Origin of the sequence: Spirillospora sp. NPDC029432 (assembly GCF_040703975.1) — a bacterium.
In the GTDB taxonomy this organism is placed as follows: Bacteria; Actinomycetota; Actinomycetes; order Streptosporangiales; family Streptosporangiaceae; genus Spirillospora.
In genome coordinates this window covers 1-13,401 of sequence record NZ_JBEZWH010000068.1, presented here as the reverse complement: position 1 = coordinate 13,401, position 13,401 = coordinate 1, and the positions used below count along the sequence as shown (strand labels likewise).

Annotated in this window: 14 protein-coding genes; 2 read left to right on the top strand and 12 right to left on the bottom strand. The window is 72.4% G+C overall.

Translation table 11 applies throughout. The features are described 5' to 3' along the window. Positions 1-58: 58 nt before the first annotated feature. From AB0881_RS34335 to AB0881_RS34310, 6 genes are all read right to left on the bottom strand, one after another. Entirely contained in the window at positions 59-1,567 is a 1,509-nt protein-coding gene (locus AB0881_RS34335) for a hypothetical protein (protein WP_366623839.1), read from the bottom strand. A 100-nt stretch (positions 1,568-1,667) separates the two neighbouring features. Continuing rightward, on the bottom strand, positions 1,668-2,432 hold the full coding sequence (locus tag AB0881_RS34330; RefSeq protein WP_366623837.1) for an ATP-binding cassette domain-containing protein: 765 nt from the start codon (positions 2,430-2,432) through the stop codon (positions 1,668-1,670). Then, a complete protein-coding gene (locus AB0881_RS34325; protein ID WP_366623835.1) occupies positions 2,356-3,357 on the bottom strand; it encodes a zf-HC2 domain-containing protein in 1,002 nt (333 codons plus the stop codon). The genes AB0881_RS34330 and AB0881_RS34325 overlap by 77 nt, the downstream gene beginning before the upstream one ends. Beyond that, the gene (locus tag AB0881_RS34320; protein ID WP_366623833.1) at positions 3,354-3,908 is read right to left on the bottom strand and encodes an RNA polymerase sigma factor; all 555 of its coding nucleotides are present in this window, start codon (positions 3,906-3,908) and stop codon (positions 3,354-3,356) included. Before AB0881_RS34320 ends, AB0881_RS34325 begins: the two co-directional genes overlap by 4 nt. Positions 3,909-3,962: 54 nt before the next feature. Continuing rightward, on the bottom strand, positions 3,963-4,661 hold the full coding sequence (locus AB0881_RS34315; protein WP_366623831.1) for a DUF2993 domain-containing protein: 699 nt from the start codon (positions 4,659-4,661) through the stop codon (positions 3,963-3,965). Positions 4,662-4,807: 146 nt separating this feature from the next. Further along, positions 4,808-5,068 (bottom strand): MoaD/ThiS family protein, encoded by a 261-nt coding sequence (locus AB0881_RS34310; protein WP_366623829.1) that lies wholly within the window; start codon positions 5,066-5,068, stop codon positions 4,808-4,810. Positions 5,069-5,293: 225 nt separating this feature from the next. On the opposite strand from AB0881_RS34310, the gene AB0881_RS34305 reads away from it, so the two are divergent. Continuing rightward, entirely contained in the window at positions 5,294-6,016 is a 723-nt protein-coding gene (locus AB0881_RS34305) for a response regulator transcription factor (protein ID WP_366623827.1), read from the top strand. 72 nt (positions 6,017-6,088) lie between these two features. Here AB0881_RS34305 and pstB read toward each other — a convergent pair whose 3' ends face one another. The 5 genes from pstB to mshD form a co-directional block, all read right to left on the bottom strand. After that, entirely contained in the window at positions 6,089-6,865 is a 777-nt protein-coding gene (gene pstB / locus AB0881_RS34300; protein WP_366623825.1) for a phosphate ABC transporter ATP-binding protein PstB, read from the bottom strand. 73 nt (positions 6,866-6,938) lie between these two features. Continuing rightward, the gene (pstA, locus tag AB0881_RS34295) at positions 6,939-7,805 is read right to left on the bottom strand and encodes a phosphate ABC transporter permease PstA (protein ID WP_366623894.1); all 867 of its coding nucleotides are present in this window, start codon (positions 7,803-7,805) and stop codon (positions 6,939-6,941) included. A 50-nt stretch (positions 7,806-7,855) separates the two neighbouring features. Further along, entirely contained in the window at positions 7,856-8,773 is a 918-nt protein-coding gene (pstC, locus tag AB0881_RS34290; protein ID WP_366623892.1) for a phosphate ABC transporter permease subunit PstC, read from the bottom strand. Between the two features lie 209 nt (positions 8,774-8,982). Next, the gene (pstS, locus tag AB0881_RS34285; protein ID WP_366623823.1) at positions 8,983-10,086 is read right to left on the bottom strand and encodes a phosphate ABC transporter substrate-binding protein PstS; all 1,104 of its coding nucleotides are present in this window, start codon (positions 10,084-10,086) and stop codon (positions 8,983-8,985) included. A 246-nt stretch (positions 10,087-10,332) separates the two neighbouring features. Next, the gene (gene mshD, locus AB0881_RS34280) at positions 10,333-11,202 is read right to left on the bottom strand and encodes a mycothiol synthase (protein ID WP_366623821.1); all 870 of its coding nucleotides are present in this window, start codon (positions 11,200-11,202) and stop codon (positions 10,333-10,335) included. Between the two features lie 118 nt (positions 11,203-11,320). Between mshD and AB0881_RS34275 the strand changes: the two genes are divergently transcribed. Further along, positions 11,321-13,000: a bifunctional metallophosphatase/5'-nucleotidase gene (locus tag AB0881_RS34275; RefSeq protein ID WP_366623819.1), complete on the top strand. Its 1,680-nt coding sequence runs from the start codon at positions 11,321-11,323 to the stop codon at positions 12,998-13,000. Between the two features lie 9 nt (positions 13,001-13,009). On the opposite strand, the gene AB0881_RS34270 is transcribed toward AB0881_RS34275, so the two are convergent. Next, a partial coding sequence (locus AB0881_RS34270) for a hypothetical protein (protein ID WP_366623817.1) occupies positions 13,010-13,401 on the bottom strand: 392 nt, incomplete at its 5' end.

Sequence of the window (13,401 nt, the reverse complement as noted above, 5' to 3'; positions counted from 1 at the left end):
TCGCCCGACGCCCAGATCACAAGCGCCTCCATTCGCAGACAGCGACGCGTTCCGCTGGTCACGTGCAGTTCCAGTTGCGGTCGGTGGGGGTTTCCGGGGGGACGGGGATGCCGAGGAGGGTGGCGGCACGGTCGGTGGTGGTCTTGGGGCTTGTCAGTTCGGGCCAGGAGGCCTTGAGCGTGCGGGTCACTTCGGGCTTGGGCTTTTTCAGGAGGGCCTTCACGGCTGCGTATTCGCGGTCGCGGAGGACGATCGGGTTGACCGGGGCGAGGATCGAGCCGCCGCCACCGGTGATGTGGGTACGAGCTTCGGCGTAGCGGGCCTCGCCGTCGGGGATGCCGCTGATCGCGAGCCACATGGTGACGATGCCGCGGGCGTCGCACTTGACGCCGCGGTCCGATTCGTCGTCGAGGACGAGACCGCGGGCGACGCTCCCGGCGAATTCCAGGCGGCGCGTGCCGTCCCAGGCCGTGCCCACCGTGACCTCGCCGCGCGGGGCCGGGGGCAGGTCGCGCAGGCTTGAGGGGCCGTCGGCCGCGTGGACGCGCTGCCGTACGGTGATCTTCCGCTGTACCGGGGTCAGGGCGCGGACGCCCTCGGCGACCTTGCGCCACTCGGCGAGCCAGGGTTCGAACTCGGGGAACGCGCAGTAGGTGGTCGGGCCGGCGTCTTCGCAGACCTGCATGGAGGACGGGTCGTTGGTGGCGCGGTCCCGGGCCGCCGCGAGGGCGTCGGACGGGCCCTGTGCCTGGAGGACGGCGGCAGCGACGGTGGTGGCGAGCGCGGCCGCGGCGGTGGCCGTGATCGCGGGGGTACGGGCGCCGCCGGCGAGGACGGCGGCGAGCACGGCCAGGACGGCGAGGGCCGCGAGGTACAGGGCGTGCCAGGCGGCGGGGCGGCCGATCAGGTCGGCCGGCAGCGGGCGGGCGCCCTCGTCGGCGACGAGCGGGACGAGCCAGCGCAGGGGGCCGGAGTCGACGGGGATCACGAACGTGATCGCGATGATCACGATCGCGGCCATCGGTGCCGCGAGGACGGAGCGGATCAGGCGGGCGAGGACGACGCCGAGCGAGCCGAGCAGGGCGACCAGGAGCGGGCCGGTGACCAGTTCGGCGATCGGGACGTGGCCCGCCGCGCCCGGGCGGACGGCCTCGCGGGCGAACTGGCCGGCCACCAGGAGGGCCGCGATCAGGACGACGGGGGTGATCGAGAGGGCGTGCGCGATCGTACGGCGCCAGGCCGGCAGGACCAGGACGTCGAAATGCGCGTCCGTGCCGTGCCGCCGGGAGCGCAGGACCGCGCCGTTCACCGCGAGGAGGGTGGCGAGCCCGACCAGGAGCGGGCCCAGCTGGGTCTCCCGTGCCACTTCCTGAAGGACGGGGAAGTCCTGGCCGGTCGCGCCGCCGGGCCACAGCACCACCGCGAGGTGGCCGAGCACGGCGACAGCGACCAGCGGGTGCAGGAGGAGCCTGCGCGCCTCCGCCCTCGCCAGCGCCAGGACGGATCGGTCGGTCACCGATCGGGGCAGTGGCGTTCGGGTGGGGCGTTCCGTCTCAAGGGTGCTCATGCGTTCTCCTCGCGGGCCGCCGCGCTCCACGATGGGTGTGCCGTGGTCGTGCCGCTCATGTCTTCTTCTCGCTCGGCGGGTGTGGGGTGGGCTCGGTCGGTCATGCCGCCACTTCCACGCCGTCGAGGGCCAGGAGGTAGCCGTCCTCGAGGGTCGGTTCGACCAGGTGGGCGGCGGCGGGCGGGTCGCCGATGTTGCGGTACTCGCCGGTGCCGGTGCGCCAGCCGGCCAGGGTGCCGGGGGCGCGTTCGGCGCTGGTCCAGACGCGGCCCTCGGCGAGGGCGGCCAGCTCTTGCGGGGTGCCGTCGAAGCGGATCCGGCCCTGTTTCATGACCACGACGCGGCGGCACAGCATCGCCACGTCCTCGGTCTGGTGGGTGGACAGCAGGACGGTGCGGCCCTCGCCGGCCTCGGCGATCAGCTCCCGGAAGCGCATCCGCTGCTCGGGGTCCAGGCCCACGGTGGGCTCGTCGAGGACGAGGAAGCCGGGGTCGCCGACCAGGGCGGCGGCGAGCGCGACCCGCTGGCGCATGCCGCCCGAGAGGGCGCGGATCCGCTTGCCGCGGACCTCGGCGAGGCCGACGGAGTCGAGGACGCGCCGGACCTCGGCATGCCGGGCGCCGCGGTGCGTCATCTCCTTGAGGATGGCGACGTAGTCGACGAACTCGAAGGCCGTGAAGCCGGGGTGGAAGCCCGGGTTCTGCGGGAGGTAGCCGAGCACCCGCCTGGCCTCGGTACGGCCGCGTACCGAGCCCGGGTCGTGGCCCAGCACCGACAGCGTGCCGCGGTCAGGACGCACGGCGGTGGCGAGGATCCGCAGCAGCGTCGTCTTGCCGGCGCCGTTCGGGCCGAGCAGGCCGGTCACGCCGCGTTCGAGGCGGAGCGAGACGTCGTCCACCGCGCGGGTGCCGCGGTACGAGAAGCGCAGTTCCGAAGCCGAGATCGTCATAGAGCCTCCTGGCGGCGAATTGGAAGGGGGAGTCGAGGTGGCGGTCGCTCTCGAAGCGGTCGCGGACCGCCAGCAGGAGCGCCGCGGCGGCGACGGCGGCCGCCAGGCCGCCGGCGCGGCCGGCCGTCGTGAACGGGAAGAGCGTGTGCTGGGCGATGAGGTGGTTGGCGCCGAGCGCCGCGGTCCAGCCGGTGCCGATCAGGGCGGGGCCGCCGATCGGGCCGAGCCAGGGCATCAGTGCCAGCCCGAGCGCGGTGAGCGCCAGGGCGGGCAGCAGCCAGCCCGCCGTGACCACGGCGAACGACGGCATCGCGAGGCTGCCGGCGAGGGCGAGCGGCACCGTGGTCGCCAGCACCGCGACCGTCCGCAGCATCAGCAGGCGGAACGTGTGCAGCGGCGCGACCACCGAGATCTCGTGCGCGGGGTCGAGCCCCGGGCCGAAGGACAGCGCCACCCCCGCAAGCGGCAGCAGCGGCGCGGTCGCGAGCAGCACGAGCGGGGTCGCCGAACGGCCCACGATCACGCCGATCACCAGGACCGTCACCACCGACAGCAGCCAGGAGCGGCGCAGTACGGCGGTGGCGGCCAGCAGCCGGGCGGTGTGCTCGGGAACGCGCAGCCGCAGCAGGAGCGACTCGACCGGGCCGGGGCGGGGCGCGTCCATCTCGTCGGTGATGCGCGCCCAGCCGGCCTCCACCACGGCGGGGTCGGTCGCCTCGGCCAGGACCGCGCGGCAGCGGGCGCACGCGACCAGATGCTCGTCGGCCGACCAGAGCCGCGGCGGGGCGAGCCGCCCGGCGGCGTAGGCCCGCAGGTCGTCGTCGGGCACGTGCCACGTCATGCCAGCTCCTGCCGCAGTTGCCGGCGGGCCCGCTGGGCCCGCGTCTTGACCGTGCCGGGAGGGATGCCGAGCAGGATCGACGCCTCCCGCGTGGTGAGGCCGTCGATCACCGTGGCCTGGATGACGGCGCGCAGCTCGGGCGACAGGCGCTCCAGCGAGCCGCCGAGGTCGCCGTGCTCGACACCGGCCAGCACGCGCTCCTCGGCCGACTCCTCGGGCCGGTGCCGCAGCCGCCCGAGGGCGTTCCGCAGCCGGCCGCGCGCGCCGTCGCCGCGCAGCGCGTCGATCAGGCGCCGCGAGCCGATCCGCCACAGCCATCCGGCGACGTCGCCGTCATGCCGGTAGCGGGCGCCGCCGCGCCACACGTCCAGGAACGTCTCCTGGACGACGTCGTCGACGACGGCCTGGTCGGCGCACCGCGCCCGCAGGCGCGCCACCAGCCACGGCGCGTACCGCCGGTACAACTCCTCGAAGGCCCGCCGGTCGCCGTCGGCGGCGGCTCTCACCAGCTCGCCGTCGGCGGCCCGGCCCGCCTCGCTCACTCCGGTCACACCCCTTCATCGGAACGGCCCCTCGTTCCGGTTCACGGGCGGAGCGGTGGATTTCTACGACTGCGAGAGCTTGCTCAGCTGCACGTTGTCGGCGGTGGCGCCGATCCGCAGGCCGTCCGGGGTGGGCTGGACCTGGCTGATGCGGGAGCCGACGGGCAGCTCGGTGACCGGCACGTTCCAGGCGAGCTGCCGCTGGAGGAGGTTCAGCGGGATCCGGACGCCGCCGGAGCCGACCGAGACGGGGGTGATGGCCAGGCCCTTGCCGGTGGGCTTGACCGCCAGCTCCGCGGTGCCGCCGACCGGGAAGCCCATGATCGTGCCGTTGAGGTCGACCTCCAGGTTGTCGCCCTTGGGCCGGATGTCCTTGACCTCCTTGGGCGCCCGCGCCTTGATCAGGCTGTACGGGACGACGGCGGAGGCGGTGGCGGTGCGCACCGTGACGCCCTCGGCGTTCCCGGCGGCGATGTCGCTCAGCGGCGCCTGGACGCCGCGCAGCTCGATCCGCACGTCGCTCACCCGGACGTCGTCCTGCGTCCAGTTGCCGATGGCGACGTCGATGCGGTCGTACTCGCCGCCGATCGCCTGGGTCAGGAACGGAAAGCCGTGGATCTTCACGTCCGGCTGCTGGAGCAGGTTGTACTGCGTCTGGACCTGCTGCCCGATCTGGTCCTGGGCGATCCGGACGCCGATCCGGTCCGCGGCGACGACACCGCCGATCACCAGGATCAGCAGCACCAGCAAGGCCTTCCGCATGGACTCTCCTCAAGGCGTCGGTGTCGCGGGGGACGACGGCACGGCACGCGCGGGACGCGCGGAGGGCTCACGATAGCCGGGAGCCGCCGCGCGCCGAGTCGCTCCCTGGGATGACTTCGTGAACGTCCCGTGCGGATCTTGTGAGATCAGCCACCCGCGAAGGGCGGCAGCACCTCGACGACACCGCCCTCGGGAAGCACGACGGCCACGTGCGGCCGGGCGCCGACGGGGTCGCCGTCGACCAGGAACGAGCTGCGCTCCACGACCCGCCCGAAATCGGCCGACCGGCCCGGTCGCCGGGACGCCGCGGCCAGCGCCTCGGCCAGGTTCGCGGCGTCGTACGGCTCCTCGTGGACCCCCGCCGCGGCCTTCGCCGCCGCCCAGTACCTCATCGTCCCCTTCGCCATGGCCCCAGCGTCTCATCCCCCTCGCCGTGTGGACCCGCCCCGGTCACCCCATTGTCCCGAGAGGCACCTCGGATATGCTTTGCGGAGAGGGATCCGGGCGATGGGGCCAGGAAGTTCATCCGAACAGTCCAGCGTGGCACCGCGTCGCTAGCCCTGTGCAGAGGTGCCGTCCCGCCGGGCGAGGACGATGGGCCGCCTGGATCCTGAAGACTTGGGAGGCGGCACTTGAGCAGCTTGCTCTTGCTGACCAACGCTTTGGAACCTTCCGACGAGATCCTGCCCGCGCTCGGCCTCCTGCTGCATTCGGTACGGGTCGCGCCCGCGGAGGCGTCCGCGCTGATCGACGCGCCGCCGGCCGACGTGGTGCTCGTCGACGGCCGCCGCGACCTGGTCCAGGCCAAGAGCCTGTGCCGGCTGCTGCGGACGACGGGGCTCGACTGCCCGCTGCTGGGCATCGTCACCGAGGGCGGCCTGGCCGCGCTCAGCCCCGAATGGGGGCTGGACGACGTGCTGCTGCAGACGGCGGGGCCGGCCGAGGTGGAGGCGCGGCTGCGGCTGGCCGTCGGCCGGGCGGCCGCGGTGGCGGAGGCCGAGGACGTTCCGGGCGAGATCCGCAGCGGGGAGCTGACGATCGACGAGGCGACCTACACCGCGCGGCTGCGCGGCCGCGTCCTCGATCTGACGTTCAAGGAGTTCGAGCTGCTGAAGTACCTCGCCCAGCACCCGGGCCGCGTCTTCACGCGCGCCCAGCTGCTCCAGGAGGTCTGGGGGTACGACTACTTCGGCGGCACCCGGACCGTGGACGTCCACGTGCGGCGGCTGCGCGCCAAGCTCGGCGCCGAGTACGAGTCGCTGATCGGCACGGTCCGCAACGTCGGCTACCGCTTCGTCCCCGACCACCGCCCCGGCGGCGAGACCGAGGACGCCAAGCCCGTCCCGACCGGCTAGCCCCGGCCAGACCCAGGCCCGACCAGGCGGAGAGAGGGCCCCGCGGCCGCACGGCCGCGGGGCCCTCTCCGTTCAGCCGAAGCGTCCGGTGATGTAGTCCTCGGTGGCCTTCATCTCCGGGTTGGTGAAGATGTTGCTGGTGTCGTCGATCTCGATCAGCTTGCCGGGCTGGCCGGTGCCGGCGATGTTGAAGAACGCCGTGCGGTCGCTGACCCGGGCGGCCTGCTGCATGTTGTGCGTGACGATCACGATCGTGTACTGGCTCTTCAGCTTGGCGATCAGGTCCTCGATCGCGAGCGTGGAGATCGGGTCCAGCGCCGAGCAGGGCTCGTCCATCAGCAGGACCTGCGGCTGGACGGCGATGGCGCGGGCGATGCACAGCCGCTGCTGCTGGCCGCCGGACAGGCCGGCGCCGGGCTTGGAGAGCCGGTCCTTGACCTCGTTCCAGAGGTTGGCGCCCTGCAGCGACTCCTCGACGATCTCGTCGAGCCGCGCCTTCTTGCGGACGCCGTTCAGCTTCAGGCCCGCGGCCACGTTGTCGTAGATCGACATCGTGGGGAACGGGTTGGGCCGCTGGAAGACCATCCCGACGACGCGGCGCACCGCGACCGGGTCCACGGACGCGCCGTACAGGTCCTCGTCGTCCAGCATGACCTTGCCCTCGACGCGGGCGCCGGGGATGACCTCGTGCATCCGGTTGAGGGTGCGCAGGAACGTGGACTTGCCGCAGCCGGAGGGCCCGATGAACGCCGTCACCGAGCGGGGCTCGATCGTCATCGAGATGTCCTCGATGGCGTGGACGCCGCCGTAGTAGGCGTGCAGCCCGGAGACTTCGATCCGCTTGGCCATGGGGTGAATGCTCCTTGTCGGGGTGTGTCGCGGAACGGCGTGGGGCGGGGGGTCGGCGGGGCGACCGCGAGGGTCAGTGCCCGCCGGCCGGGCGCCACAGCCGGGCGATCAGCCGGGCCCCCAGGTTGAGCAGCATGATGATCAGGATCAGCACCAGGGCGCCGGCCCAGGCCCGGTCGATGGAGTTCTGGTTGGGGTCGGCGGCCTGCTCCCAGATGAACGTGGGGAGCGAGCCCTGCGGTCCCTCGAACGGGTTGGTGTTGATCGCCTTGGTGAAGAAGATCGTCAGCAGCAGCGGCGCGGTCTCGCCCATGACGCGGGCGACGGCGAGCATGACGCCGGTGACGATGCCGCTGAGCGCGGTGGGCAGCACCACGAACACGACGGTCCGCCAGCGCGGCACGCCCAGCGCGTACGAGGCCTCGCGCAGGTCGTTCGGGACGAGCTTGAGCATCTCCTCGGTGGCGCGGACCACCGTCGGGATCATCAGGATGGTCAGCGCGAGCGCGCCGGCGAAGCCGGAGTACTCGAACCCGAAGGTCAGCAGCCACAGCGCCAGCACGAACAGGCCCGCCACGATGGACGGGATGCCGGTCATGACGTCGACGAAGAAGCTGATGGTGCGGGCCAGCCGGCTGTTGCCGCCGTACTCGACCAGGTAGATGGCGGTGAGCACGGCGATCGGCACCGCGATCACGCTGGTGATCGCGACCTGCTCCAGGGTGCCGATGATGGCGTGGTACGCGCCGCCGCCGGCGTCCATGCCGCTGAGGCCGTTCATCGAGAACGCGAAGAAGTCGGCGTCCAGCCGCTCGATCCCGTTGACGACCACGGTCCACAGCACCGAGATCAGCGGGATGACGGCCAGCGCGAACGCGCCGTACACCAGCACCTGGACGGCCCGGTCCTTGACCTTGCGGCCGGTGGCGACCGAGGTCAGCGAGGGCCCGGTCCCCTCCGGGGCGGGGTTCTTGCGGACGGAGACGGTGGTCACACGAACTCCTTGCGGCGGGCGACGACGGCGCGCGCGGCCATGTTGACGAGCAGGGTGATCACGAACAGCACCAGGCCGGAGGCGATCAGGGCGCCCTGCCCGGTCCGGGTGGCCTCGGCGAAGCTGTTGGCGATGTTGGCGGCGAAGGTGCTGCCGCCGTCCTCGAGGAGGTGCCAGTTGATGCCGGGCACGAAGGTCAGCACCATGGCGACCGCGATGGTCTCGCCCATGGCGCGGCCGAGGCCGAGCATGGAGGCGCCGATCATGCCGGAGCGGCCGTACGGCAGCACCGACATCCGGATCATCTCCCAGCGGGTGGCGCCCAGCGCCAGCGACGCCTCGATGTGCGAGCGCGGGACCTGGAGGAAGACCTCGCGGGAGATCGACGAGATGATCGGCAGGATCATGATCGCCAGCACCACCGAGGCGGTGAAGATCGAGTTCTTGCCGGGGCTGTCACCGCCGAACAGCGGGATCCAGCCGAGCACGGAGTTCAGGAACGCGCTGATCCCCTCCATGTGCGGCGCGAGGAAGATCAGGCCCCACAGGCCGTACACGATGCTGGGCACCGCGGCGAGCAGGTCCACCAGGTAGCCGAGGCCGCTGGCCAGCCGGCGCGGCGAGTAGAACGAGATGAACAGCGCGATCCCGATCGCCACCGGCGTCGCGATCAGCATCGCGAGCAGCGACGACACGATGGTGCCGAAGGCCAGCTGGGCGATCCCGAACCGCGGCGGGAGCGCGTTGGGGTCCCAGGTCTGCGAGGTGAGGAAGGACGCCTCGTTGTCGCGCAGCGCCGGGATCGCCTTCCAGATCAGGAAGACGGCGATGGCGGCCATGATGGCCAGCACGGCGATCCCCGAGCCGCGCGCCGCGGAGACGAAGATCTTGTCACCGGCGCGGCCGGTGCTCATACGGCGGCCGGTGGCGCGGTGTCTGGCTCCGGCGGCCGTCTCGACGCCGGTGTCGGTGGTCACGAGGGGCCCTCCTCGGATGGCTGCGGCTGGGGCGGCTGTGCTCTGGTCTGCGGGAGGGGCGGCCGGTCGGGCCGCCCCGGCGGAACCCGCGGTGGCCCCGCCACCGAGGTCGTCGGTGGCGGGGCTGCCGTGGTCGGGTCCGTGGGTCAGGACAGGGCCTTCACGGCGCCCTGGACCTTGGTCAGCACGGCGGCCGGGACCGGGGCGTAGCCGATGTTGGTCAGGATCTTCTGGCCGTCGGCGCTGGAGGTGTAGGTGAGGAAGGACTTGACGAACTGGGCCTGCTCGGCCGGCAGCCCCTTCTCACAGGCGATCTCGTACGTCACCAGGACGATCGGGTACGCGCCCGGCTCCTTGGTGGCGTAGTCGATCTCCAGCGCGACGTCGTTGCCGGTGCCGACGACCTTGGCGCCCTGGACGGCCTTGGAGGCGCTCTCGGGGGTCAGCTCGGTGTACTCGCCGGCGCCGTTCTTGACCTTGGCCGTCTTCAGGCCGTTGGTCTTGGCGTAGGACATCTCGACGTAGGAGATCGTCCCGGTGGTGTTCTTCACCTGGGCGGTCACGCCGTCGGACTTGTTGGCGCCCTGGCCGGCCTTGGCGGGCCACTTCTTCGCCGGCTCCCAGGTCCACGCCTTGGGCGCGGTGGCCTTCAGGTAGCTGGTGAAGTTGTCGGTGGTGCCCGACTCGTCGGCGCGGTAGACCGGCTTGATCGGGGTGTTGGGCAGCTGGGCGCCCGAGTTCTCCTTGGCGATCGCGGGATCGTTCCAGTTCTTGATCTTGCCGGAGAAGATGTTCGCGATCAGCTCGGGCGAGAGCTGGAGCGAGTCCGCGCCCTCCACGTTGTAGATCACCGCGACCGGGCCGACGACCATCGGCAGGTTGAGGGCCTTGCCGCCCTGGCAGCGCTTCTGGGCGGCGGCGACCTCGTCGTCCTTGAGCGCCGAGTCCGAGCCGGCGAAGGCCACCTGCCCCTGGGTGAACGCCTGGATGCCCGCGCCCGAGCCGCTCGGCTGGTAGTTGAGGTTGGCGCCCGCGCACTTCTGCGCGTAGATCTTGGTCCACTCCTCGATGGCGTTCTTCTGCGCGCTGGAGCCGGCGGCGTTCACCGTGGCCTTGGCGCAGTCGATGTCGCCCGTGGGAACGGCGCTGGCGTTCGTTCCCTGGTTGTTGTCGCTGCCGCAGGCGCTCAGGGTCAGCGCGCCCGCCACGACCAGGCCGCCGAGCGCGGCGAGCCGAGAACCGTTCTTCACCGGGAGGTCTCCTCTTAGGTCCGTTAAGCGGTGTCCTACCGGGGGCTGGAGCTTTGTCCAGGTAGGGGGTCACCGTCGGATGCGACGCTAAGCAGGAGAGGTGACCAGGCACCCCGATCCAGGTGAACGGAACATGAACGCCGTCGGCCGGTGTCGCTAAGAATGTCCCGCTTTGCCATGGCCGGTGGGTTAACAGGCCAGGTCAGCCGTCCAAAAAGCCTGAAATGCCCGACCTCAGGGCGGGTCTCAGGAGGGGCCCGGTGTCTCGTACATCACGTCCACCGCGTGCCTGGTGAAGCCCAGCGACTCGTACAGCCGGACGGCCGCCGTGTTGGACTCGTCCACGTACAGGAGGATGTACGGCACGCCGCGCCCCCGCAGGTGGTGCAGCCCCGCCAGGGTGAGCGTGCGGCCGAGCCCGAGGCCCTGGGCGGACGGGTCCACGCCGACGACGTAGACCTCGCCGGCGCCGTCCGGGTGGGTCTTGGTCCAGTGGAACCCGACGACCTTCCCGTCCTTCTCCGCGAGGAAGAAGCCCTCGGGGTCGAACCACGGCTCGGCCTCGCGCGCGCGGACGTCGTCCAGCGTCCAGGCGCCCTGCTCGGGGTGGTCGGCGAACGCGCGGGCGTTGACGTCCAGCCACGCCCGCTCGTCCTGCCCGGGAACGAACGCCCGCAGCCGCACGCCGTCGGCGATCGTGAGCTCCGGAAGCGGCTCGGCGGCGGGACGGCGCAGCTGGAAGAGGACGCGGACCCGCGCCATGCCCTCCGCGCCGGCCAGCTTCGCGGCGGCGGGAAGATCGCCGTGCGCCCACACCCGCAGCGGGCCCGCGGCCTCGGCGACGGCGGCGCGCAGCAGGGCGCGGCCGTGGCCGCGGCGGCGGTGGGACGGGTGGACGACGAGTTCGGCGGCGGCGCTCTCGTCCGCGGTGGCCGGGTCCAGGTGGGCGTACGCCACGACGTCCCCGGCGTCGGCGATCGTCAGGCCGTGCCCGCCGTTGCGCAGCCGCAGCAGCGCGTGCTCCGACAGCGGCCCCACCCCGTCGGCCGCGGCGGCGGCCTCGGCCAGGGCGAGCACCGCGGCGATCTCCGACTCGGTCAGCCGTGCCTCACTCATGATCGCCAGCCTATGCGGCCGGACCGGACGCCGCGGCCCGGCACCCCTGATGAAACCGTCACATAAACGTCATGAGGCCGCAGGGAACCGTACGCCCGGCCGTCTTAGCGTTCCGGCCATGACTCGACGACGCCCCATCCTGGCGTGCGGCATCGCGGTGGCCGCCGTGATGGCGGTGGCCGCGCAGCCGGCCGCCGCCCGGCCCGCGCCCACCGCGTCCGTACGGCTGCTGTCACTCAACGACTTCCACGGCAACCTGGAGCCGCCGAGCGGCAGCTCGGGCACCGCCATCGACGAGCACGGCACGGCCGTACCGGCCGGCGGCGCGGCGTACGTGGCGACCCATCTCAAGCGCCTGGCCAACCGCGACACGCTGCGAGTCGCGCAGGGCGACATGATCGGCGCCTCGCCGCTGATCTCCGCCGCGTACCACGACGAGCCCTCGGTGGAGTTCCTCGGCAACGTGGGGGTGACCGCGTCGGCGGTCGGCAACCACGAGTTCGACGAGGGCTACCGGGAGCTCCAGCGGATCCAGCACGGCGGCTGCCACCCGGTCGACGGCTGCACCCCGGCCGGGAAGTGGCGGGGCGCGAAGTTCGACTACCTCGCCGCGAACGTGGTGCATGAGCACAGCGAACGGCACGTCATGAAGCCCTGGACGATCCGGAAGGTCAACGGGGTGCGGGTCGGGTTCATCGGCGTCGTCACCAAGACCACGCCCGGCATCGTCAGCGCGGACGGCATCAAGGGCCTGGCGTTCCAGGACGAGGTGGACGCCGCCAACCGCGCGGCCCGCGAGCTGAAGCGGCGCGGCGTACGGTCGATGGTCCTGCTCGTCCACGAGGGCGACCAGGTCCAGTCCGGGCAGCGGCCCGACGCGTGCGGGGTCGTGCCCGGCGCCGGGACGCGCATCGCCAAGGACGCCGACCCCGAGATCGACATGGTGCTGGCCGGGCACACCCACCAGCAGTACGTGTGCTCGGTGACGGACCCGGCGGGACGGCCGCGGCTCTACTCCTCCGGGTCGTCGTTCGGCCGCGTCATCACCCAGATCGACTTCAGGGTGGACCGGCGGTCCGGCGACGTCGTGCGCTCGTCCATGAAGGGCGACAACCACGTCGTCACCCGGGACGTGCCCGCGGACCCGGCCACCGAACGGTTCGTGCAGACCTGGAAGGACCGGGTCGCCGAGGTCGCGAACAAGCCGGTCGGCAACATCACCGCCGACCTCACCCGGGCGCCCTCGCCGGCCGGCGAGACCGCGCTCGGCGACGTCATCGCCGACGCGCAGCTCGCCTCGATGAAGGAGCACGGCGCGCAAGTCGCGCTGATGAACCCCGGCGGCGTCCGCACCGACCTGGTGCACAAGGCGTCCGGCTCCGAGGGCGACGGCGTCGTGACGTACGGCGAGGCGTTCGCGGTGCAGCCGTTCAGCAACGTCATGGGCGTGGTCTCGCTGACCGGTGCCCAGCTCGACGCGCTGCTGGAGCAGCAGTGGACGGGCACCGGCGAGAAGATCCTGCAGCCGTCGGCGTCGCTGCGCTTCACCATCGACCGGACCCGCGCCGTCGGCGACCGCGTCTCCGGCATCACCGTCGGCGGCCAGGCCGTCGACCCGGCCGCCACCTACAAGGTCGCCGCCAACAACTTCCTGCTCGGCGGCGGGGACGGCTTCACCACGTTCACCCAGGGCACCGACCAGGTGCTCGGCCCGATCGACCTGGACGCGTTCGTCGCCTACCTCGGGGCCAACTCCCCGGTCGCGCCGCCTCCGCTGGACCGGATCTCCGGGCGGTAGGCCGCGGGCTCAGGGCGCGGTCTTGGTGACCCGTACGCTGTCGGCCTCGCGGCATCCGGCCGGCAGCGTGCGGAACCAGATGTTGTTCTCGGCGTCGCGCGGCGTCGTCCGCAGCGTCGCCTGGCAGCGGCGGTCGGCGATGACGGCGGTCAGCACGAACGGCTGCCCGACGTCCCGGTCGCCGGCCCCGATCGTCCCGTTGCGGAACGTCCAGCGCCCGCCGTCCACCGGGACGGGTCCCTCGTCGGCCAGGTAGTAGACGCCGTTCGGAGCGAAGTCGAAGATCCGCAACTGGTGCCCGCCGAGATCGCGCGCGGTGCCGCGCATCAGCACGCCGATGCCGCCCGCCACCCGCGCGCCGGCGCCCGGCGCGGTGATCCGCGCGGTGGGCGGCCCGGCCG